Consider the following 23,760-nt stretch of genomic DNA (forward strand, 5'->3'; position numbering starts at 1 on the left):
CTTAAAAATTCTCCAAAACGATTACGCACGAGAGAGAGTCGTGTTTGTCATAAAATTGCTAAACCATGATACTGTGAAAATTGAATCATTGTTCCCATGCTGATTATTGACCCCCAATAACCAACGCAACGAGATTGACTATAGCACCGGCGTTTAGGGAATACAATAGCCAGCAAACTCCTGTTAGGTATATGTAACCGTTTTCAGATAAATTCTGTAATATTTGGTTTTTCGGTGCTTAAGGTTGACTTAACAGCCTTCTGCGATGATACATAAACTCATTTTGCAAAAATGAAAACAGTTTCAATTACATTTTAAATTATTTTAAATAAAACTGTATTTTTTAAAATTACTAAAAATAGTGTTCATTTCTTAGACATATATAGATAAGTGTTCCATTTGGTATGCACTGCTGATCTCAAAAATGGCAAAAGAAAAACGCCACCCGAAGGCGACGTTTTATCAATCAATCTTCAAATATTAGTAAGCAACAACTTTGTAAGTTGCACGAACGTTAATGGTTGCGCCATTATCGCTGGCAGTAGTTGGGGTGTCAGATGCACTGACGAACCGGTAGCTAGAACCAGAGTTGCTGATCAAGTCAGTCAAGTTGGCGTCGGCAAGGATGTTTTGAACATCTTGTGCGGAAATAGTTTCACCGGCCTTAACTTGGAAGGCAGCCTTGGCACCTGAAGCATCCAAAGCCTTTTGGTCGTTATCCTTCAGTGTAATAGCATTGTTGTTACCATCAACAAGGACAACTTTGATTGCCTTAGTCGTGTTAGTATCAGCAGCCTTAACGTAGTAGACGATTGTGTCGCCGTTCTTAGCAATTGCGGCGTTATCCTTGTTAGCTAAGGAAGCTGAACCGCCGTTATTGTTGTCGTAAGGGACGTAACCTGAAGGCACACCGTTAACGATGCTGTTCAAGTTAGAAGTGGTCGTTACGTTGGTGTATGAGGCGCTCTTATCAAATGGAACGGAACCAGTACCGACTTCTTTGCCAGTAGCCTTATCAACGTAGCTGATCTTTACTGAGTTGCCTTGCGGTGCTTGAACACCTAGGTTGTAAACCCAGCCAGTGATCGATGGGTTCTGATCATCCTTAACTTGGTAGTATACCCAGCCTTCACGGGTCTTAGTTTCTGCACCCGTAATGGTAAAGGTGTCAGTAGACTTAAAGCCAGTTACTTTAGAAGCCTTGTACTGCGTGTACTTAGGGTTGTTCCAAAGGGTCCACTTTGATGGGTTAGTCAACGTGTAACCAGTTGTGGTTGCAGGCATGCTAGCAGTCTTAGTGGTTTGTGCAGCTGCGATACCACCACCGAATTGGGTAGTGCTTCTGCCGCCGTAGATCCAGCCACGGTATTTGCCATCAAATGAAACGATCTTGTAGTAAACAGAACCACGGTTAGTCGTCACAATTGCGTATGCACGGAAGTAATCGTTAGAACTGTTTGAGTTAGCTAATCTTCCCATAGTTGACTTAGAAGCAACCACACGGGCACCTCTAGAAGTCCCTACTTTAGTATATAAAGCGTGGGTACCGTTAGGAACCACGTTACGAGATTCTGGTGCCGTGGTGAAGTAAGACGTCTTAGTGACGTAAGCGCCAGATTTGGCACTAGCAGTCGTGCTAGCTAAGCCGGCTGCACCAAGCATGGAAACAGCAGCTAAACCAACATATAGCGATTTTTTCAAACTAGATTTCATTATAAAAATACACTCCTTTTTGGCCGAAGCCGAATGCTAATCCCCCGATTAGCTACATCCATTGTAGCACCGGGCATGCTTAATCAAAATCTAATTTAGAAAGACTTAAGTAATTTGAAATATCCGTAACATAAAATGAGACGTGCTTTTACAGCGCGTCTCATTTACTCAATTATTTAGCGTCTGCAAAGGGAATCCCCAAGGTAACAGGCAGATTGTGCGGATCCAATAAACTAATGTTCAAAGGCTGATTCAATTGTCGAATTAATTTCATCTCAGTCTCATAATTGTCAACCAGATACTGCTGTTGCGGTAAGTTGATCGCCCATGACTTAAAGTCAGCGTTATCAACAGCTGGGTCAGTCACCAGCGCAATCGAGTTACCCTGCATGAGACTCAGCATACGCCGATACTGCTCGTTTTCAATGGAGCCCACCAAGAAACCGGACTTGTTGAAGTTATTCTTAACCCACCATTCAGTAAAGTCAGCAATCGTGTCGAAAGCCTCAACCTGCATCCCAACAGCGTTCAGCAATTCCACTTGGCTGAGCTTGTCATCTTCATAATGAACGTTCAGTACACCAAGGCCACTTTGACTGTAATATTCATCGCGATTTTTGGTGCCGTCATCGTTGAAGAAGCGGTTAGAGGTTAGTTGACCTTCGGTGGTTAATTGGCTGCTCTCTGCCAGTTTGTCGTCCTTATAAGAATCAACAACTGCCACATTCTCGCTTGATGGATAATAACGTACTTTAAGCGTCCAGCCATTCTCTAACGTCATCGTCCGCTCAGTATGGTCATCATTCCACTCATCGCTCACCGCGTTATCAGGCAACTGGTATTTGGCACCTAACTGCCCTTGATGCTGCAAACTATATAGGGGATTATAAACCGAAACAACGCCACCTTTAACCTGTAAATCATTGGTCCAAGTAGCAATCTGGTTGGTCAAGTTTAACTTGAACTGACTAGTATACAGCCCAACTCGTTCAATACCGCGATTCATCATCACTTTAACGACTAACTTCATCTGTTCATACTGATCATCGGTCAGATTATCCATATCTAAGATAATTTCAGAATCACTGTTTAATACCAAACCTTTAACGGGAACTGGTACACCCATCCATTTGTTGATGTCAGTGTTAACCTCAGCCAATTCTGAATTTTTCTTATCCAATTCACCTTGAAGTTCATTCAACTGGGCTTGGTTCTGATTCATCTTCTGAGTCAACGAATTAAGTTCCTTCGACAATTCTTCGTCATCAGAAGCAACTTTATTTTGAACTTCTTCTAATTGTTCATTAACATCGCTGAGTTCTTTTTGATCAGCTGTTAACTTATCACGAACCACTTGCAGTTGATCCTTCAATCCCTGCTGTTTTTTATCTACAGCCTGAATGGTTGCTGCATTATCATCACGTTCAGCTTTATTACTCTTAATGTCATCACGATATTGATCAGCTAGCGTGACGATAACAGCCGGATCCTTTTCACTTTTGAACTTAGCAGAAATATCCGTTTCAGCTTGGATCAGTTGTTGCTGTTTATTATTCAAGCCAGTAAGTTCTGCATTAATCTCTTTCACTTGGTCGATTAAGCCACCAGCTTTATCCTGATTTTCTTTGATTCGGCTATTTAATTCGGCTTGTTTTTTAACGAAAGGAGCCGCTGCTTCCTCGCTAGCCTCTTCCATTTTATTTTGAATATCAGTAATCTGGCTGCCACTATCATCAGCCTGCTTCTGCGCATCGGAAATTTCCTGATTGAGCTTATCAATTACTGTCTGAATTTCCTTTTGATGATCAAACAGTAGATCCTGCAAAGTTTCTCGACGAATATTATACTGCTGCGCAATTTCAGTCAGATTCTGCTTAGCAGTTAACACAGAAGTCACTACTGAAGGATTACTTTCAGTTATATTTGAAACGTTTTCCTGTTTGTCACTTTGATTGTTAAGATTTCCACTTTGTGTAATTTCTTCTTTTTCAGCATTTTTTTCATTTGTTTTATCGGATTCTTGATTTGAATTTCCTCGAAATAAATCTCGTAAGCCCATTGTTGTACCTCCTGGTAAATCAAATTATCTATATTTTACCATTGATAAGGACAGATTAGTTACTTTCCTCTTAAGTCACATCGATGGAGGTCAAAAAAAGATCTACCCACAAAAGTGAATAGACCTTTAATCTTAATAACTAAAATCAATTAGATTAATTAGTTTAAGAAATTAGAGTTAGCTTGTTCGGCTGGAGTAGTTGAAGGTAAGCTATCAACTGCTGCACCCTTTACAAGAACTAACTTAATAGTATCACCGTACTTCACACCACTGTTTGCACTAGCAGTTGCAGATGCATTTACAGTATATGTGTCATACTGGTTATTTGAGTTCTTTGTAGCTGAGTAAAGAACTTGGCCGTTAAATAACCCAGCGATGTTAGTTAAATCAGTACCAGAAAGGACTTGGTTAGCATTACCAGTCAATGCTTGTTGCTGTGTTGGAGTTAAGGCCAACTTGTTGCTGGTTGATGTCGTGAATGGTTGTACAACACTCGTAGTGCCACTAGTCGTACCTTCATATAATGAAACCTTTGAAGTAGCAGCTTTATTTACAGTAACGTAGACAGTACCACCAAACTTAGCGTTTGTTAATGCTGAACTAAGATCTGCAGTTGCAGTGTAGCCACTTGGTACGCCAGCTTTAGCGAAGTCACTCAAGCTTTGACCAGCATTGTTCTTTTGAGTGGTGTATGAGTTACCAGACTTGGTATCAGAACCACCGTAAACGAATGTCTTGTCAGCACCTGAAATAGCGTTGTTATTAGATGCGTCAAGGTAAGTGATCTTGATACTGTTATCTGCAGTGGCAGCAGGATCAGCCTTTGGGTTAGAAACGTTTGAAGCCTTTACCCAAGCACCGTTAAGATCAGTAGTCTTAGCACCGTTAGCTAAAGTAGCACTTGCGATTTGGTACCAAGTTTCGCCTTCACGTGAAGTAGTGGCTGCTTTGTTAAAGGTAAGTGTAGCACCCTTGTAGGTATCAGTTGAAGAGATGATTGAGCCAGTACCATTTGCTCTAGCACGGCCAAGTTTGTATTGTGACCAAGCTGGTACTTTGTAGAACAAGGTGTTCGAAGTAGCACTAGTGTCTGCAGTTAAAGTGTAAGTTGCTGTTGCTGAAGGAGCAGTAGCGTCTTTAGTAGTAGCGTATGAAGTTACACCACCAGCAAAGGTACTAGTACTCTTACCACCGTAAACATATCCACGGTAGTGGCCGTCGAATGAAACAACCTTGAAGTAAACTGAACCGCGGTTAGTAGTCTTAACACCGTAAGCACGGAAGTTAGATGAACCGTTGGTTGATGCGTTAAGCTTCTTTGCAGTTGTTGTAGTAGCAACAAGCTTAGCACCCTTAACAGTACCTGGCTTAGTGTAAATAGCGTTGGCACCGGTTAAGTTAACGTTACGTGAAGTAGAAGGTGCAGTTAAAGTGCTGTATGCACTGGCTGTAGCATATGTCTTAGCAGAAGCGTTAGCGCTTGTTGTACCTGCAACGGCAGCAAATGAAACTGCAGCTAAGCCCAAATAAAGAGACTTCTTTAAACTAGATTTCATAAATAAATTATCCCCTTTGCAAAACAAAATATGTTAAACACCAATATAAAGCCTTGACGCTATATACATATTAACACCATGCAGAAATGAGATACAGTTTGATGCTTAATCGTAACGCTATTGTTAAACACATGTATTAATTTTAGGAATTCTGAAATTTTTTAGTAAGATCAAAAAATAATGAGGATTCCACTTATATTTTAAGTAAACACTTTCAACCAAGCAAATCACTTAATTAAGAAACTATAATAACTGATCTTTTCCTATTTTTTAGTTGCTAACAAATTTTTAATCAAAAAAACATGATGCATCTAGGGTAGCTAAATCATTGCTGTTTAATTTGCAAGATGCAAGCTCTACCTTTGCTGGTAGTTTAATCATTCTTCCAGGTAAGTAACCTTCTGTTTTTTCAACTTCATAAACTATCCCAATTCTTAACTCATGTTGTGCTTGATATTTAATATCTTTAGTTGAATACATCACCTCTGCTAAAGCATTTACATTCCAGTTCTCCCGAAAGCTTTGATCGGCAGATGTTGAAATTTTATTATACTCATCTACGTATCGAATCTCCCTTACAAAAATATTACTGTGCTCAATTGGAAAAGAATGAGGCTCTGCATTAAAAGCAATAATCTGTGACATAAGATTATCCATATGCTTTTTTGAAATAACAATAAACGGTCGCTTATTACCCTGAGATACTTCACTTTTTAATAGAGAATCAACCATATCATGATTTAATTTACCAGAACTGTCAAAATCAGTTTTCTGAATTTTCGTAAAACATGTGATGAATGCGGGCATATTAGACGAAAAATTACCTGCACGTCCTTCATCCCTATCGTTTATTAAGTCCTCTGCTTTTAATTCTTCATTACTTGTAAAATTATCTACATTTGCTAACCATAATTCCGATAAAGCAAAGTAATCATCAATATACTGTTCATCAATAAACTTTATAAAACCAATATCATTATTCATAATATCATCTTTCATTACCAAACACCTTTCAGATTCAAAAGCAATATGCATAAATTCATAAAAAATTATCCGGATAACCGCACTGTAATCCACTTGTGAAAAATACTGACTATGTATAAAAGAAACACGCCCGTAAGAATGCGAGCGTGTTTCTTAAAACTATTTTGTAATTAATAATATTTATTTCTAAATATTAGTTAAATACTGATGAGGAGTTGGTAGTTGGAGTAGCAGCGTTACCTGTAACCTTGTATACACCAACACTAGCAGTCAAGTTTTGACCGTAGTTAGCTAAACGGTTGTCCAGAGCAAAGCTGTCAGAAGCACCCTTACCATACTTGAATACGTAGTAGTATTGTACACCCTTGTTATCAGTGTAAGTCTTAGTACCCTTCAAGCCAGTAGTACCAAATGCAGTTTGAAGAGCTGTGTTGATCTTACCTAATTTTTCAGAGCCAATTTGACCATCGGTACCCTTCAATAAGTCAGCAAGTGTAGTTTGATCACCATTTGGTAATGAAACTTCACTAGCAGCAATTGATTGACCTAATGCGTAATCGCCTTGAGCGGTAGCACCAGCATCAAGATAGCCTGCACGTAAAGCAACCTTTGATGCAGCGCCCTTTTGAACGTTGATAACGATAGTTGAACCATACTTAGCAGTATTAGTTAACAAATTGTTAGCATTGTTGTTACCAGTAACAACATAGCCAGCAGGAACGCTGCTATCAACGAATTTAGCTAAAGTTTCACCCTTAGCATCAAGATCGCCAGTAGGATTTACAGTATCACCCTTACGAGTGGTATTAGTAGTAGTAGTGAAAGTAGCAGTACCTACGGCGTTAGCATTGCTGTCAACGTACTTAACGTAAATGCTGTTGTTATCGTTAGCTGGGTTAGCAAAGTTAGAAACAGCAGAAGCCTTTACCCATGCACCAACTAAGCCATTTGAAGTTGAACCGTTAACAGAAGCAATTTGGTACCAAAGGTCGCCTTCGCGAGAAGTGGTAACAGCCTTGTTAAAGGTGAACTTAGCAGACTTGTAAGCATCAGTAGAAGCTAATACCTTACCGTCAACCTTAGCACGGCCAACCTTGTAGTTAGTCCAAGCTGGTTCCTTGAAGAACAAAGTGTTAGCAGTTGTGCTAGTAGTACCTTGGTTCAAGTTGTAAACATCGGTTGACTTAGGAGCAGTAGCATCCTTAGTAGTAGCATAAGAAACTAAGCCACCAGCAAATGCACTGGTACTCTTACCACCGTAAACATATCCACGGTATTGGCCGTCGAATGAAACAACCTTGTAGTAAACTGAGCCGCGGTCAGTAGTCTTAACACCGTAAGCACGGAAGTTAGCTGAACCGTTGGTTGACTTGTTAAGCTTTGCAGCAGTTGTTGTAGTAGCAACAAGCTTTGCACCCTTAACAGTACCTGGCTTAGTGTAAACAGCGTTAGTACCTGTTAAATTGACGTTACGTGATGCAGCTGGTGTAGTCAATGTGCTGTATGAACCAGCTTTTGCATATGACTTTGCAGATGCGTTAGCAGAAGTTGTGCCAGCAACAGCAACAAATGAAACTGCAGCTAAGCCCAAATAAAGAGACTTCTTTAAACTAGATTGCATGTGAAATTCCTCCAAACATATATTTATGTAACTCATCAAGCATAAACAGTATACACAATATCCCGTTGAATGTTAAGTAAAAGATTACTGACATCAACAATTAAATAGTGCGCAGTCGTGCTTAACACTATAAAGCAGTCTAACGCATACTTCGGGGAGCTTCAAGAAAATTGCTTGAATTGTAGTGGGGTTGTAATATTTTCACAAAACTGAAAAATTAAGAAATTCCTATGTAATCCCATATAGGCTTGCTTTCAGCGAATAATATCATTGTTATAACGTTATAGTTTGTAACAGCTAGATTACAAACAGATTTCGGTCAAAGTTCAAATATTGTCTAAATTAAAAACAAATTCGACGGACTTTTAATATAAAAAATAAAATTAAAAGTCCGGCAAATTTATTTATGACAACCATTTATTCCCGTTTATGGATTATTCAATTCTTAATTTTTGACCCGTTTCTTCTATAATTAATTGTCCCGCATCCACACCGCATACTCTTTATTAAGCCTAGCAATGTGTTCATCCAGACTATTATCAGCTAGATAGTGGTTAATCGCCTGTGCGGTAATGTTCGGTACTTCCAAGTCAGCTGCTTTCTTCACTCTGATCCGTGTTCATACTGTCGTCTTCTAGTTCGACTTTTTTAATAGGTAGGTTCGTACATATCAAACGACGATAATGCGCCCACATAGGTTGGTACTTCAACAACCATTGATTAAAACGCTGTTCTTTACTGCATCGACTTAATGGTATACTCTTTATTAGTACTAGTATCATTCAAGTTACTCACTTTTAGATGAAAGTAATTCACCCGTGTTGTTAGTTTGATACATATGAACTTTGATTTCAATAATATGGAGGTTTCCTGTTCATGATTCCCTTTGCTTACCAAGTCTTCAGTACCGTCATTCAAGAAGGCACGTTCCAAAAAGCTGCCCTAAAGCTAAACGTGACGCCCAGTGCCATCAGTCACTCAATTACTCAGTTGGAGAATGAACTGGGCTTTCCTATCTTCATCCGTTCCCGTTCCGGCGCTGAGCTGACCGCTAACGGTCGGACCATCCTCCCCATTATCCAAGAGATTCTAAACAGCCAAGCGCGGCTGGAACAAGAAGCTGCCGATATCAACGGCTTAAACGCCGGTTCAATCCGCATCGGTGCCTTCTCATCCGTCTGTATCAACTGGCTGCCGCCAATCATCCAGTCCTTTAAAAAGCAGTATCCCAACATTGATATCTCAGTGAGCCAGACCGGCTTCAACGAAATCGTCCAAGACGTCAAGAATGGGACACTGGATTTAGGCTTCGCCGTGATGCCAGTAAGTGAAAACCTGATTGTGGATACGCTGGTCAAAGATGAGATTTACTGTGTGGCACCCAAGGGCTTCGTTCCTAAGAATAAAAAGTCGGTTACCCATGAGGATCTGGAAGACCGCGACTTCATCCTGCAATCTGGTGATTATGACCGTGATACTAAAGCAGCGTTGGACTACTATGGCATTCAGCCAAATTTGATTCATTTCTCCATTGATGACCAATCCATCGTCGCCATGGTGGAAGCGGGCCTTGGATTAGGGATTCTGCCCGAACTGGCGCTGCAAAAGATTATTGGTGACGTGGCAGTCTATCCGTTCGAGCACCCCTTCTACCGGTCAATCGGGCTGGCAACCTCTGCGGTGCAGGCGAAGGCACCATCGACACAGAGAATGATTGAGACAATTAAGGCGTTTGTGGGGAAGAAGTATCCCGAGGCGCTGTTGGTGCGGAGTTAAGAGCAAATAAAAATGCGAGCTTCCAAATTTGGAAGCTCGCATTTTATTATGCTTTTACAATCTTGCCAGTTGCAATCGGCAACGTCACATGATTATCATACTTCTCATTCAAGTTTCCACCCACTGTATCCGGCAGATTGAGCGTCGCTGGCACTCCGTGAATATAGATGACCCGCTTGTCCAGATCCAAGGCATCCGTGCCAAATACTGCTTTAAACTGTGCCTTCAATGCATTCAGTGACACATGCTTAACGTATTTGAAGTGTCCTTGATCATCCGACACCGGATAAGTGTCATTTGCGATATCCATTTCGTGCGGCGCAGCATCAAACGGCACCATGGTCGTACCGGAAACAGCTTCCGTTTCTGGCAAGTCGACTATCCCATCATGGTTCACATCCTGTGCCATGGTTGCTGGTTGGGCATCTTCCCCATCAGTAAAGCCATGGAAATGTTCCCAATGCTGCATGTTCTTCGGAACATCAAACATTTCAATTTCAATATGAATGGCATCAATGCCCACGGTAAAGGTTGCTGTACCATGCGCGCTGGTTCCAATTGCTTCTTCATTCAACGGTTTAATTTCCGCAACGTACTTTTCTACCACTTGAATCCCCTCCAAATATTTAACTGAGAACACAACTTCTACTCTTGTGTGTTTAGAATATGGCAGACTGGATCCGTTTTCAACTGATTACACTTGTAGCCTGACTAAACATCATCTAACGCATCCGCAATATCCTGCTTATCCAGCATCATGCCAATCGTATTTTGAAACATATCGTAATCCTTCATGCTCACGACCACGTAGCGGCCAATACCGTCTTCGGTAATGAATACTGGCTGGAAATCGTACACTTGCGACAATAGCTGTTTGGGCTGTTTCAGCGCACTCATCGGGTAAATTACCGTTTTCTTTGGTGCAATCAGATGTTTAAAACGGTCCAGCTCCACGTTAATAAAAGTCGCCATCTCATCCGCGTCGCCTAATGGCAATATCTCTTCCGGTTCTGGCAGCTCTTCGTGATCCATGACCCGCTCCATCAGCAATGTCCCAATCATTTCCTGTCCTCTGGTCAAGACATCATAGATTGATTTACCGGCGACGGTTTGGTCGACAACCGGCATGTACATCTGGTAAGGCTGTTCCTCTCGTTCATCGTGGCGAATCAAACCAGAGTATGTGAGATACATCGGTGCAAGTGAATCGGCGGTATCAAAAAAGTCCATCGTGTTAACCTCGTTTTCGTTTAATCGTTACAAGGCTAACTATGCGATGGACTATGATTTAGTTTTAACTTCTAATACCTGACAACATAAAAAAGGCCCTTCCCCTTAACTAGATAAGAGCAAAGGTCTCTTAGATGGGTAACAGTCTCAGCGCCACCAGGGGGTGGTCTGAAACTCGCATAACCGAAAAGTGTGTCATCGTTTTGATGTCCACGCGATCTTTCCTGCGCAGCATGTCGGCTTTCGCCGTTGGCAAGACAAGTTGCCTATACTCCCCGAAAAGGGAATACCCATAATACTGGCACTGTCTATCGCCATCTGCATAGGCGTCGTCTGCTTTTGGTTTTGCGCCCAGTGCTTGATGTATATATTGTTGGGGATTGATTAAACCTGAATGGCCTTTTATGGGTAAAACCGTCCAGTTCATGTTAATGATGGTCTAACGACGCATCGTTAAAGCCTCTTTCATTGTAGACTGAAAACTCAATTAAAGCTATTAATGTAACCTAATTTTGTGAAATTTATTTTTACGATTACTAATTTTATGTTATTTATGCAAACAAAAACAGCTGTCCGTCTAATGTTGGCGGGCAGCTGAGTCTGACGTTTATTGAATTGACCAGATGCTTAATGCAACCATGATCAGTTCCGTGTTCTTCAGGTGCAGCGCTGCGAAAAATACCAGCGTTGCAATCATCATGTGCTTTGTCATCAATAACGCCCCCTGACCGTTCATTTATTAGAGAATAAATTGGGGGCGGTACCGGTTAGGCCGTGTAAAGTTCTTGCGTCGTGGTTTTCACGTATGCGCCGCTGACAGCTGTGACGTAAAGGGTAATCCCCTTGCGGTCAAAGAGGCCAAGGCTCGCAATCGTGTTCATCGCTTCGGCAATTGTTTCAGTCGTTAAACCAGAAACCGCCTTTGGAAAACTAAAGGTGTGCACCTTATCGTCAGTGCCTTTGAAACGTAATTGCAGTGCTGTTTTTTCTTCGCTATTCATGTTCTAATCTCCTTTGGGTGAGTGGCTTAGGCAACTTGAATCTTGTCATCCGTGGTCGTCAGTGAAGCGGTGGAGAAGGATAAGTTGGTTAACTTCTCAATTACCGCAGCGAACTTGGTAATTTGGTCGTCAGAAGGCTTTTCAACAATGTTGCTGTACGAGAAGCGAATCTTCTTGCCTTCAGCGTCAAGCATAATCAGGGTCAGGTTGGTTTTATTCCAAGTGGTATTCATATCAATCTCTCCAATGTTGTTAGTTTTGTAAGTGTTGGCCAACGCCCTACACTTATACAAACAAATCAGCAGGCCAAAGTGTCACCCCTATTTTGCGAAAATTTTGAAATCAGCGCCAATCTCCGGTAGAATAGAGGAGTTGATTCAAATTGTGATTTAAATTCAGGAGGCTTTCTAATGGCTCAACGGCTTGTATATCCAGCAATCTTCGACCCAACAGTAATGATCAACCGTGTTCAGGTCACGGTTCCGGACGTGCCCGGCGTAAAAGTAATGGGCACAACAAACGATGAAGCTGCTCAAAAAGCAGCCGAAGCAGTCGGCAACAAACTAGCAAAATCAAACGACGAATTACCGGTTCCAAGCACACCAGGTGAGCTTAAGAGAACGGCCGGACAGACGGTTAGTTTTATTGTGTTGGATTTGGATGAATATAAGAAATAGAGTGTGAAAACAAGCGATTAGAGACTGGAGTCTAAGGTACAGGCGGCGGAAATCCCGGTTTTGGATTTCTGTTGGCTGTATCTTAGATGCAAGTCTCTGCTTCGCCGAACACGTTTTAGCAATGTAAAAAATTAACATCAAAAGCACCATAAAACAGTTGAATCACTAACTGTTCTATGGTGCTTTTACATATAAGCAGCTGAACTAACACCTTAATATTAACATGTATTATTCAGAATTCTGTCTATAAGTATAACCCACGGACAACTTAAAAGTACTTGTGTTAAGTTTATATCAATCTGTGGTCTTCATCATATATCTATAAGCCCAGTAGTTCGTGCTTTTTTTTATCAAATTCAGACTGATTAATAATTCCGTTATCTAATAAATCTTTGTACTTTTTTATTTCTTCAAATTTATCTAGATTAGTAGACTCCTTTACACTATTATGTTGATTCTGAGCGGGCGCACTATCTTTCTGTGCTGTTACCTTTTTGTTAGCATTAAACTTTTCTTTTAATTGTTCATTATAGAGAATACCACCGGTGAATGTTCCTTCCGAATTGAATAACAGCAAGCATGTATCTTCTATTTTAGCAGATTGGTCGGAAAATTCAGAAGAAGATACTAATTCTTGCTCATTCTCTGCAACCAGATCAATGAGCCCCCCTACACCCTTATGATTACTTCCAAAACAAAAATTCATAATTACATTATTAACGGCCGCAAAGTCATTAATGAAGATCTCGCTGTCATTTTTAGAGGCCATTTTTTCGTCAAAATAAGTTTTTGATTCAGCATCTCGAAATGTATACCAAATAGAGGTTGTTTCAAAACCCGAATCTTCAAACTCATAAAGGAAAAGTTTGTCTTTTAATAGTTCCTGTGAGTCAGTTAGGCCGTCGATCGAAAAACGCCCCTTATTATTATAGACAGGATTAGCGTTTTTATAGTCACTAAAATATTGAGTTAAATTTATTGGACCATCGCCACCAGCCATTAAGGACATTAAATTGATATAATTAGTATTAACATCTATGATTTTAATACCTGCAGAATCATACTTTGTAGCGAAATCATCATCTGTTGAGAAAATAACAAAATGCAAGTATTTAAACTGAGCCTGAATAACATCTATTAATTTATTTAGCCATTCATCAAATGAACCACCTAAAATTAATTTACGGAAGTACATTGAATCTTCCAAAGAATTAGTTTTAAAAAACATTTTTTCATCTGTATCATTAAATATTGGATCATTTTCTAGCACAATATGACCATCAAATATGGAAATTATTTGTGGATAGAGATCCTGGAGTTTATTGTCATAATTTGGCACATATGTTAGTTTCCCCAAATGTAAGCCAAAATCATCCCAAATAAATCCATTTTCGGAACCCCTTAGAAGATCATCTAATACTATATTTAAAGATTTCAATGCAATTTTTCCAGCCTCATGATCAATAATATCATCTAATTTAAGTGAGAAGGGGGAACCCGATCTTTGAATTTGTAGACTGTCATCAGTTTCAATTGTGTAATCAGTGATAGAACTAAGATTCCAAGTTTTTGTTGCTTCCCGTTGGTATACTTCATCCCAACCTTCGACGATTAGACGTTTGTCAGTCACATAAAGGTTACCAGACATTGTTAATGTTTTTTCTGAATAACTCTCTCTTTTATAATCATACGATCCAGCATGCATGCCAGCAAAGCTTCCTGAGTACCCATTGTATCCAACCGAGTGACTCACCGCTTTACTTTCATAAACTTCTACGTCTGTAACCCAATAAAGATGTTCATTATCCTTCAACACTGGGGTGGGAATTGATTCATCTTGTTGCAGTGCGTCACAGATATTGTCTGCGCCTAAGGCTTTTAGTAAAAAGTAATCGATATTCTGATAAAAAACTGGGGAAAAAGATTCATCATCACCAGTTCCAAATGATGTAATGTAATCACTAATTTGAGGGTCTGACAATAAGGAAAATAGCTTTAAGAATTCTCCATAATTTGGGCTTCCCACATCATTAAAGATATTTAACATTTTATGATAAATAATCTTATCGATTATGTCCGATATTTGAAACCGATCTTTAAATCTTACCTTTTGGTCTTGAGCAGTTGTTTCTATTAACCAAACCAAATCTTGAAATCTCATAGTTGGCTTAAAATAGTCAACACGTTTAATCATCTTTGTAACTATTTTTTCTATGTCACTCTGACCTACTGGATTTAATTCATGTTTAACTTCAGAACTACTATCATCCTTAACTGAATCATTTCCTGTTATATTTTCCTTTTTTTCTGGAGTAGTTGTCTGTTGATTACTTTTATCACCTTGATTTTTTTGATAATGCCTGTAACTGTAGTACGCAATTAAAATTAAAATTGCAACAAGTCCCATTATTTCACCTTCAAAGAAGTATTTAGTTGAGAACTATTTAATTATACAACTTAACCCCAAACCACGCTGACTGAGAAAAGGCCTTACTTAAATCACACTTTAAGAGTTTAATCAACTGATAAGTCTTCTTGAAATATTATTTATGACATAGTAGGAACTAAAACAAAACCATAGACAACTTAAAAACCGTATCTTCAACAAATAAAATTCTTATTAAACAGCAGATTTCAATGTACTTATTACAAACATGTAAAAGCACCTTACAACAGTTACAGTACTAACTGTTATAAAGTGCTTTTTTAGATATCTACAAAAAACTCATCCTATTACCTAACCCGTTCCCCCTGCACATAAACCTGATCAACATCCGCTTTACTCGTCTGGTACATCAACTTCTCAAAGATGTTATCAGTTGTCTCAGTCTGAAAGTTATTCTGCAGCGATACCACCTGCAGATCCGCCAAACGCCCTTCGGCAATCTTTCCTGCCTGCAAATGCAAGCTCTGAGCGCCGCCTAATGTAGCTAGATAAAAAGCCGTTTTAACACTAATGCCACTGTCAGGAACACCACGTTTATCAGCAGATAGCTGGTTATCAACGCCATCTTGAAGCAGCCGTGATGACATCACCGCCTGCCGGATATTTTGATAAAGGCTTGGTGAATAGCCACCAGAAATATCGGTTCCAAGCCCCGTTTTAACGTGGTGAGCTAGTACTCGGTTAACTGGCAGAACAGCATTACCAAAGTAGACGTTCGAGATTGGGCAGTGGGCAACAGCGACGCCCTGCTTTGAAAACAGATCATAGTCGTGCTCATTCAGCTGTGTTCCGTGTGCCATGACCGCCTTATCCGTCAGTAACCCATACTGGTTCAAAACGTCGGCATCGCGCATGTGGTAATGTTCCAGCGCGTAGCCGTTTTCCCAGTTGCTCTCACTGCAATGTGACTGAACCGGCAAATCATATTTCCGTGCCAAATCACCTAGTCCTTGAAGACTGGCAGGTGTACAGCTTGGCACAAATCGCGGTGTGATTACTGGCGTCTGTTTAAGATTAGTCGTCTGATTCAATTCATTTAACTGCTGGATAAACTGTTCAGTCTGGTCGACAGCCACTTGTGCTGAGGCATCCTGATAATAGTCAGGTGTCTGTTCCGGATTATCCATAGCCACTTTGCCAATGAACCCGCGCTGACCGTGCTGGATACAAGCTTTAGCCAGTTCCAGGTTAGCAGCGTTATGGATTGTGCCAAAGTAAAGCGCAGTAGTCGTGCCGTTAGCTAGCAGTTCTTTAACCAGATCATCATAGACTAATTTAGCAAAGGCTGTGTCTTGATACTTCGCTTCCAGAGGAAACGTGTAAGTATCCAGCCACTCGTTTAACGGCCGGTCTAATGCCAGACCAGCGTTAGGCCATTGAGGTGCGTGAATGTGCAGATCAATAAAGCCAGGCAAGATATATTGATTCGAACGCAACGTGGTTAGAATATCATTTTCCTGAGCAACTTGTTTTACAGCAGCATAATCTGAATCAGTAGGTGCAATAATCCGAGTAATATAGCCACTATCATCCAAACAAATGAGTTGTTGCGGCTGATAACTAATTTCAGTTTGTGACTGCGGAGAGAAGCTTGCGCCTTCGATTACTTTTGAATATGAAATCATGGTCCACCTCGCTTAATATTAGTCAGTTAATACGAACTATGGTCTTATTATGAACTTAATCGTTCGTTAATTTTACTTATTCTTCATTATAACTACCCGTCATGCTGACTTCAAACAAAAAAACGGCCACCAGCAAATGATACTGGCGGTCGTTCCTTGTTAACTTGCAGCTCGATTCTGATCGACTATCTTCCAGCCATCAAGCAACTTGTCACTATTCACATACTGTTCCACGACCCATTTAGGGCGTTTGGTAATTTGGGTAACCGTTTGTAGGCTATCCGTCCGGTGTACAATGTGCTCGTTTGGCTTGGTAATAACGTAGCGTTTAGCCACGACCATTGCCCCCTTTGCAAATCAAGGAAGTTCCACAACTCGATATCGTACTCGTTCACTTTCAGGATATGGGTAGTGTAACACATCAGAATGTGAAAGCAAGCAAACAACAATGAGAAAAACAACCCGCTCAACTACCCTTTTTCAATGTAAAAAGACGGGTCAAATAGACCAATGTCAATGGTTTCTTGATTTCACACTCTTCAGAGGTAAATGAAAGGCAGCCAGTGATTACTCATAATCGGCTGCCTGGAAGAGGTATTTTCGAGATAAACCTTGAAATTCAAATTTCGTTACACACCTTGAATCGGATAAGTTTCCCCCGTCCCCAATTGACCTGGAATCGTCGTTCGCGATACCCACTGCCGCTTATTGGCGACCAAGTCACATAATTGGTTCACTGCCGTAATCCCCAAAACTTCCTTTGGCAACGAAAAGCTGGTAATAGCAGGTGTCAGATATGAAGCCAAGCCAATATCATCAAAGCTGATCAACGGGAGATCCTTACCTGGTTTGATACCCTTCTCCAATAGCCCTTTAACAACCCCAATAGCCATGGGATCCGAGGCTACCAATAAGCCGCCGATGGGGGTCTCGACTTCATCCAGCAGCTCGTTGATGGCCGCTAGTCCAGCTTCTGTATTCCAGCCGGTTAACTTCAGTATGGCCGGCTGGTCATTAACCGCCAGCCAGTCCCGATACGCCTTCGTACGCAAATCAGCGTTTGCTCTATCAGCGGATCCATCCAAATTGTACTCCAATCGTTTGCCGCCAATAAAGGCAATTGGCCCATGACCCTGCTTTTTGAGAAGATTTAGACCCTTGAGCGTTAAATTATACAAATCAGTTCCAATCGTATCAACAAACGAACAGCTCGTATTCACATCGTCAATCACCACAATGTTTGGGTTATAGTGTTTTAATTGAGTAATCGCTAGCTCTGATAGTGATCCCAAGACAATTACACCATCATATTCCGTTACTCTTCTAGGATTAATGCCTGCCTGAATGCGAAGCACGTTTTGAATGTTGACCTTGCGCTCGCTGGCACCTTGATAAATACCCATTCGAATATGATGCCAGTACTCATCGGCAATTTCATCCTTTAAAGGTAAGGTTGTCATTAAAACACAATTGATCTGCATCGTTGCCAATTTAGGATGATGGTGAATCGGCTCATAACCTAACTCAGCAGCAATCATGGTAATGCGTTTCAACGTCTCGGGCGCTACCATTCGTGCCAGATTGGGATTTAACGCATTGGATACCGTTGATGGCGACACCTTTGCTCGTTTTGCAATATCTTTAATTGTCGTCAAATTTACACCTTCCGTTACTCCATTAATAATTTATGTATACCTAGATAAGTATACATAAATTATTAATGGAGTGAAGCATTCTCCAGCCAAAACAACGATTTATCAAATGAACGGTACACTAAATGCCAAGTGTCCCACGCGTTTTCCAAAAACATTCTTTCACACCTATACCCACCACCCGCAATTTGCCGTATAATGAAGCTAAAATCCACTGTACAGAAAGGGGCTGGCAACATGGACGCTCAATCAGGCAAAATTCAACGTAACGAAAATGGTGAGCTATATCTAAAAATACCCGCTGAATTTGTGAAAGAGCTTGAACTCAATGAGGGTGACGAAATCGACCTTGTACCGACCGCGCTAGGCGTTGAGCTTCGCAAAGCGGGCACTGTCACTCCGCAATTCTGGGAACCATTCTCACAGTCTGTCAGCGAATATCAGCGGGCATTGCGGATGATTCAAGACGATGATACTGATAAAAATAATGACGTATCTTCAAAATAATTAAAAATTACTTTTCAACTTCACCCTATCTATGGTATGATGGTTATTGTTGTGATGGCGGTATTGGTGAAGCTTGGTTAACACACCGGATCGTGGTTCCGGCACGCGTGGGTTCGAACCCCACATACCGCCCTAAGCGTAATACGTTGATAAGCCGAGTGATCAGTTGATCGCTCGGCTTTTTGTTTGCAGTCGATTAGGATCACTAACTTTCTTGGAATATGATATAATGAAATCATAAAAAGAGGTCAGTGCCTCAACACTGGCCCCTTGCAGGCCACTTCAAGAGCGGTGGCAAGTTACAGACGACAAAAAGTCACCCAAACTGGTCAAAGTTTGTGGGGTGGCTTTTTATTTGCGATCTTTACGATCGATTAGAATCGCTAACGTTGCGAAAGCAATCATCAGCGATAGGGTGTCAAATACTGACACGATCTAATACCTTTGTAAATTTCGTAAATCATAGGCATCACTCACTTTCGCGATTGACGCCACCACCCATGAAACTCCTGCCATGACAGTATATCATACGGTATACTGTTTTTTTGTATCCTGAGTGAATTGGAACAAATTTCATAAATCGTCAATTTTCCATCACTTAATCCCCAGTAGAATAAGTTTAGTCCAGTTTAATATCCATTATTCATGAATATACTGTTGACAACGCAACGATTAACTGTTATCTTATTTTCATCAACACATATTAAATTTTAATTAGAAGAAGGCAATACATATGAGAAAATACGCAATTATCGGAGTCGGTCACGTTGGAGCAACAGTCGCTTATACACTGGTCTGTCAAGGAATTGCTGACGAATTAATTTTAATTGACAAAAATGAGAAAAAAGCTCGTGCCGAGCAACTGGATCTTCAAGATACGCAAGCACGTCTTGATTCTCACACGACCATTAAGATCAACGATTATTCAGAATTAGCCGATGCTAACATTTTATTCGTTACTTCGGGTAACATTCACGCCTTAGACCATGCCAGTGGTAACCGCTGGGCAGAGTTTGAATATACCCGTGAAATCGTGCAGGACATCGCACCGAAAATCAAGACATCCGGTTTCAATGGTGTTTTAATTGACGTCATGAATCCCTGCGACTGCATCACCTACTACCTGCAGCAAGCTACCGGCTTACCAGAAAACCGCGTGCTTGGGACGGGAACCTTCCTCGATACTGCCAGAATGCAAAAGGTTGTTGGTGAAAACTTCAACGTTGATCCTAAAAACGTCACCGGCTATACATTAGGCGAACACGGCGAATCCCAATTCGTCGCCTGGTCAACCGTTACTGTAAACGGACTGCCGATCGAAGAGTTAGCTGAAGAGAAGAATCTCGATTTAGAAGACTTAGAAAGCCAAGCCCGTGGCGGCGGCTGGGCGGTCCACTCAGGCAAAGGCTACACGAGTTACGCCATTGCCACCTGTGCCGTTAAATTAAGCCGTGCGGTTCTGGATGACGCCAACCTAGCTTGCCCATGTTCATGCTACAGCGACAAGTACAACACGTACGTTGGTCACCCTGCTATCATTGGCAAGGACGGTGTGGTTGAAGCACTTCGCCTGCCAATCACCGATGAAGAAGAACAAAAGTTAGCTGAATCAGCCGGCTTCATCCGTGAAAAGTTCGAAACGCTGCCAGCTGTAAAACAGGAAGTTTAATGATAGAAACAATAATGGATCCCAGAAGATGATTTATCTAGCCTCTGGGATCCATTATTATATTGAGTTGTAAAAAGAAATTATTCTACCAGTGTAAATTCTGTCTTAATCTAGATTTACTCCAATTTCTTTTTCTTCAGCCTGCTTAACAATTCTGTCTGCGACCACAACGTCTAATGCAGCGGTTCCAACAGTCTTAAAGAATGTAATATCATCAGGTGATTTACGCCCTTGCAACTTCTTGTTTACAACTGCGCCCAGTTCACCATCAATATCATCTTTACTCAACTGACCACGCTTCATTGGTTGGATAATATCACCAGCCTCAGCCAAAACGCCATCCATGGTATCAAAGACAATAGTATTAGCTTTAGAAATCGCCTCGATGGGAATTTCACACATTTCTGGTGTATATGCACCAACGCCATTAATATGAGTGCCTGGTGTCACCAAAGAGCCATCGAAAGTCGGTTGTTTTGAAGTTGTAACAGAAGTAATAATATCAACATCCGCTACAACGTCATTAGGACTTTTAACAGTCTTAAACTTAGTCCCAAACTTTTGGTTAAAGTTCTTCTCGGCAGCATCACAAAATGCTTGAGCTCGTTCCTGATCAATGTCAGATACATAAACCGTTTCTAGCTTACGAACTGTCAGCATAGCTTCTAGTTGGCCGATGCCTTGTCCACCAGTCCCAATTAATAGCGCTGTTTTACTATCTTCTCGAGATAATAATTCTGTTGCAGCACCTTGAACAGCACCAGTTCGCAATTGTGTCAGATAAGTACCATCTAAGATGGCGTTAACTATTCCTGTTTTGGCATCCAATGTAATCATTGTAGCGGGAACGCTTGGTAATCCCGCTTTAATATTTTCAGGATACACAGAAACAATCTTAATTCCTAACGATGGATTTCCACCGCTCACATAACCCGGCATGTATAGGCTTTGGCCTTTATATTCGGGTACATTAATATTGGTTCTCAAAGGAATATCAGCTCTACCAGCTGAGTACAGTCCTAACGCTTCAGCATCAGCATCAATTGCATCACGCATTGAAAATACTTTTTTAATATCATTTGCAGATAAATATTTCATATTAACTTTCCTTTCTATGCAGCTTCGCTGTTACGGCTTTTTCGTTCACCCATCCAGAGACTAACAGCTGAGTATAGAAGTACTACAACGACGACCCATTGAATAATCGAAGTATTTAAGCTCTTAACTAGGTAAACCGCAACAAGAACTCCTATAATTCCAAAAATTGAAGTAAGTGTAATTTTGCGTGAATAATCATTTAATTTAATAAATTGCATACTACCAACTGATACAGAGAAAGTAGCACCACCCATCATAATTGGGAAAGCTGCAACTGGATTAAGTCCCATAGCATATACAGTTGCCATAGTTAATGCATACGAACCGATTCCAATGTTATTTAAGGCACCATATATAAACATCAATAAACCAGTAGTCCATAGCTTCCAACCATAGAGTTGCGTAGCAGTCCCATTAGAGGGAATCCAACCAAATTTTCCACCAAGGATTAATGCAGTAGCAACTAATAGGCCAGCTATAACGAAATATCGAATGATATGCTCCGGTAATTTCACAACAAAATAAGGTCCAATATAAGCACCGATTACTTGGCACACTATACAAACAAGTAACGTCTTAATGCCAACATTGATTGTTGAAATATAAGCTAATGACATAACAAATACTGGAATGACACACTGTGTATTTAATGTTCCAGGTAATTTTTTAATTGATATCCATTTTGCTTTTGGATATAAAGCAGTTGAAATGGCAAAATCAGAGATACCAAATGTAGAAAGAAAATAAATTACAACTTGTGACAGTGATGTCCATAACAAGCTAGACGGTTCAGACATAACTTCATCACGGTGCTTTAATAAATCACGAACGAACACAATAATGAACAGTAGGTTAATCAGAATAATTGCTGCTAATAATATTTTAACCATAACGAAACATCCCCTTAAAATTAATTAATCATCTAAATAAATGTCACGAACTCCCTCTAAAGTTTTACCAAACACCTTCTGTGCGGACTCATTTAATGCGTTCAATGTCCTTAAGTTATAGGCATCGTGAACAACATATTCCTGTGCAAGAAAAATCATCGAACTATTTTGTGTCCAGATAACATCGACATTTTGAGAATTTTCGGGTAATTTACCGTAAGTCACAGTTTTTTGATCACTAACACAGTTCACCCATCGTCCACCATAATCAGACTCCTTGTCAGCTTCAAAAAAATGCTTATAAAATCTGTCAAATGGTAAATTATAGCGATGATGATTGCTAAATAAAATCAGTACGAATTTATGCAATCGACTTTCTGCTGCGGAAAGTGCTTCTACTAACTCTTTGCTTAAATCCTCCGAATATATTTGAATATATAAACTTTCTTTTGCATTTCGAACTTGATAAATTATTTTATCAAATACCTGATCATACTTTTCAATACCCCATATCAAGCCAGTCCCCGAATTCGATCCAACATTACTCAATGCATCTTTAATGCCTTCAATATTCTGTTCACTTTCATGTTGTAACTTAGAAACAAGCTCATTTACTGGCAGTGCTGTATATAAAGGCTTTTCTTCCTTTGATTGCATAACCAGTCCTTTTTCAACAAGTGTAGACAGTATATTGTATACTTTTGAGCGAGCAATTCCAGACTTACCACTAATTTTATAACCTGTAGATGCGTCCATCTGCAGTAGTGAAACATATACTTTAGATTCACTGTTAGTTAAGCCAAAATTGCTTAATAGTTCAATGACTTTATCCATAAAAATCACCCTTTTTTGATAGTAGCTACCTCAGGTAACTATTATAAACTATTTTTAGATAAAGTCCACCTTTTGTGTGAAATCGCACAATTCATTTAGTTATATTGGAATCAAATTTCCACCAAAAGTAGTTAATTTAATATCTATTAATTTATTTCAATAGCTAAGTTATTTTTTCTCTTTAGTTACCTCTATTTCTATGCCGAAGGTCGCCAGCGGGTTCATCAGCTGTGAAGGTGCTGTTAGGGCTGTGCCCGTTACAGCACGGGACGACATCTAAGACACGCGAACTGGGCGTGGCTTGGATGCGAGGTGAAAGACCGCTTCTCAGGCTTTCACCGGTCCCCACAGCAGATGAACCCGCTGGCGACCGAAGGCGTAATCAATGCGCAAAAAAGCCTTAGGCTCAATGTCCTAAGGCT

22 protein-coding genes and 1 tRNA gene are annotated in these 23,760 nt (G+C 40.4%); 5 read left to right on the forward strand and 18 right to left on the reverse strand.

The genetic code is table 11. The annotated features are described in order from the left end of the window. Positions 1-480: 480 nt before the first annotated feature. The 6 genes from JUE95_RS07460 to JUE95_RS12840 form a co-directional block, all read right to left on the reverse strand. Complete coding sequence (locus JUE95_RS07460) at positions 481-1,713, reverse strand: S-layer protein (protein WP_203650370.1); 1,233 nt, start codon at positions 1,711-1,713, stop codon at positions 481-483. A gap of 172 nt (positions 1,714-1,885) precedes the next feature. Next, positions 1,886-3,772, reverse strand: coding sequence for a coiled-coil domain-containing protein (locus JUE95_RS07465; RefSeq protein WP_203650372.1), 1,887 nt, complete (start codon positions 3,770-3,772; stop codon positions 1,886-1,888). A gap of 158 nt (positions 3,773-3,930) precedes the next feature. After that, on the reverse strand, positions 3,931-5,328 hold the full coding sequence (locus JUE95_RS07470) for an S-layer protein (protein WP_203650373.1): 1,398 nt from the start codon (positions 5,326-5,328) through the stop codon (positions 3,931-3,933). A 288-nt stretch (positions 5,329-5,616) separates the two neighbouring features. Continuing rightward, complete coding sequence (locus tag JUE95_RS07475) at positions 5,617-6,327, reverse strand: hypothetical protein (protein WP_203650374.1); 711 nt, start codon at positions 6,325-6,327, stop codon at positions 5,617-5,619. 178 nt (positions 6,328-6,505) lie between these two features. Then, a complete protein-coding gene (locus JUE95_RS07480; protein ID WP_203650375.1) occupies positions 6,506-7,933 on the reverse strand; it encodes an S-layer protein in 1,428 nt (475 codons plus the stop codon). A gap of 472 nt (positions 7,934-8,405) precedes the next feature. Continuing rightward, positions 8,406-8,540 (reverse strand): hypothetical protein, encoded by a 135-nt coding sequence (locus tag JUE95_RS12840; RefSeq protein ID WP_268920917.1) that lies wholly within the window; start codon positions 8,538-8,540, stop codon positions 8,406-8,408. 269 nt (positions 8,541-8,809) lie between these two features. Here JUE95_RS12840 and JUE95_RS07485 point away from each other — a divergent pair, with 269 nt between their 5' ends. Next, positions 8,810-9,709 carry a LysR family transcriptional regulator gene (locus JUE95_RS07485; protein ID WP_203650376.1) on the forward strand — a complete coding sequence of 300 codons (900 nt, stop codon included), beginning with the start codon at positions 8,810-8,812 and terminating at the stop codon, positions 9,707-9,709. Between the two features lie 46 nt (positions 9,710-9,755). On the opposite strand, the gene JUE95_RS07490 is transcribed toward JUE95_RS07485, so the two are convergent. From JUE95_RS07490 to JUE95_RS07505, 4 genes are all read right to left on the reverse strand, one after another. Continuing rightward, on the reverse strand, positions 9,756-10,316 hold the full coding sequence (locus JUE95_RS07490) for a hypothetical protein (protein WP_203650377.1): 561 nt from the start codon (positions 10,314-10,316) through the stop codon (positions 9,756-9,758). Positions 10,317-10,420: 104 nt separating this feature from the next. Continuing rightward, positions 10,421-10,939, reverse strand: coding sequence for a type II toxin-antitoxin system Phd/YefM family antitoxin (locus tag JUE95_RS07495; protein WP_203650378.1), 519 nt, complete (start codon positions 10,937-10,939; stop codon positions 10,421-10,423). 767 nt (positions 10,940-11,706) lie between these two features. Beyond that, entirely contained in the window at positions 11,707-11,940 is a 234-nt protein-coding gene (locus JUE95_RS07500) for a DUF2922 domain-containing protein (protein WP_203650379.1), read from the reverse strand. A gap of 26 nt (positions 11,941-11,966) precedes the next feature. Continuing rightward, a complete protein-coding gene (locus JUE95_RS07505) occupies positions 11,967-12,173 on the reverse strand; it encodes a DUF1659 domain-containing protein (RefSeq protein ID WP_203650380.1) in 207 nt (68 codons plus the stop codon). Between the two features lie 177 nt (positions 12,174-12,350). Here JUE95_RS07505 and JUE95_RS07510 point away from each other — a divergent pair, with 177 nt between their 5' ends. Continuing rightward, on the forward strand, positions 12,351-12,617 hold the full coding sequence (locus JUE95_RS07510) for a type II toxin-antitoxin system HicB family antitoxin (RefSeq protein ID WP_203650382.1): 267 nt from the start codon (positions 12,351-12,353) through the stop codon (positions 12,615-12,617). A gap of 319 nt (positions 12,618-12,936) precedes the next feature. On the opposite strand, the gene JUE95_RS12915 is transcribed toward JUE95_RS07510, so the two are convergent. From JUE95_RS12915 to JUE95_RS07530, 4 genes are all read right to left on the reverse strand, one after another. Continuing rightward, positions 12,937-15,024 (reverse strand): SHOCT domain-containing protein, encoded by a 2,088-nt coding sequence (locus tag JUE95_RS12915; RefSeq protein ID WP_235995345.1) that lies wholly within the window; start codon positions 15,022-15,024, stop codon positions 12,937-12,939. Positions 15,025-15,350: 326 nt separating this feature from the next. Continuing rightward, complete coding sequence (gene guaD / locus JUE95_RS07520; RefSeq protein ID WP_203650384.1) at positions 15,351-16,688, reverse strand: guanine deaminase; 1,338 nt, start codon at positions 16,686-16,688, stop codon at positions 15,351-15,353. A 159-nt stretch (positions 16,689-16,847) separates the two neighbouring features. Beyond that, the gene (locus tag JUE95_RS07525; protein WP_203650386.1) at positions 16,848-17,024 is read right to left on the reverse strand and encodes a hypothetical protein; all 177 of its coding nucleotides are present in this window, start codon (positions 17,022-17,024) and stop codon (positions 16,848-16,850) included. Positions 17,025-17,317: 293 nt separating this feature from the next. Beyond that, positions 17,318-18,343 (reverse strand): LacI family DNA-binding transcriptional regulator, encoded by a 1,026-nt coding sequence (locus tag JUE95_RS07530; protein ID WP_203650388.1) that lies wholly within the window; start codon positions 18,341-18,343, stop codon positions 17,318-17,320. Positions 18,344-18,577: 234 nt separating this feature from the next. Between JUE95_RS07530 and JUE95_RS07535 the strand changes: the two genes are divergently transcribed. Together JUE95_RS07535 and JUE95_RS07540 are read left to right on the forward strand one after the other, a co-directional pair. Next, entirely contained in the window at positions 18,578-18,847 is a 270-nt protein-coding gene (locus JUE95_RS07535) for an AbrB/MazE/SpoVT family DNA-binding domain-containing protein (RefSeq protein WP_203650390.1), read from the forward strand. Between the two features lie 57 nt (positions 18,848-18,904). Then, positions 18,905-18,979 (forward strand) — tRNA-His (locus JUE95_RS07540). A 219-nt stretch (positions 18,980-19,198) separates the two neighbouring features. Here the strand turns inward: JUE95_RS07540 and JUE95_RS12920 are convergent. Continuing rightward, on the reverse strand, positions 19,199-19,279 hold the full coding sequence (locus JUE95_RS12920) for a putative holin-like toxin (protein ID WP_373305678.1): 81 nt from the start codon (positions 19,277-19,279) through the stop codon (positions 19,199-19,201). 301 nt (positions 19,280-19,580) lie between these two features. Here JUE95_RS12920 and JUE95_RS07545 point away from each other — a divergent pair, with 301 nt between their 5' ends. Further along, entirely contained in the window at positions 19,581-20,516 is a 936-nt protein-coding gene (locus tag JUE95_RS07545; protein WP_203650392.1) for an L-lactate dehydrogenase, read from the forward strand. A 105-nt stretch (positions 20,517-20,621) separates the two neighbouring features. Here the strand turns inward: JUE95_RS07545 and JUE95_RS07550 are convergent, their stop codons facing one another. The 3 genes from JUE95_RS07550 to JUE95_RS07560 are packed head-to-tail and all read right to left on the reverse strand — an operon-like array spanning position 20,622 to position 23,338. Then, a complete protein-coding gene (locus JUE95_RS07550) occupies positions 20,622-21,614 on the reverse strand; it encodes an ornithine cyclodeaminase family protein (protein WP_203650394.1) in 993 nt (330 codons plus the stop codon). 14 nt (positions 21,615-21,628) lie between these two features. Next, entirely contained in the window at positions 21,629-22,504 is an 876-nt protein-coding gene (locus tag JUE95_RS07555; RefSeq protein ID WP_203650396.1) for a sulfite exporter TauE/SafE family protein, read from the reverse strand. A 24-nt stretch (positions 22,505-22,528) separates the two neighbouring features. After that, a complete protein-coding gene (locus tag JUE95_RS07560) occupies positions 22,529-23,338 on the reverse strand; it encodes a TrmB family transcriptional regulator (RefSeq protein ID WP_203650398.1) in 810 nt (269 codons plus the stop codon). Positions 23,339-23,760 lie beyond the last annotated feature (422 nt).

The sequence above is a fragment of the Secundilactobacillus yichangensis genome, assembly GCF_016861565.1.
In the GTDB taxonomy this organism is placed as follows: Bacteria; Bacillota; Bacilli; order Lactobacillales; family Lactobacillaceae; genus Secundilactobacillus; species Secundilactobacillus yichangensis.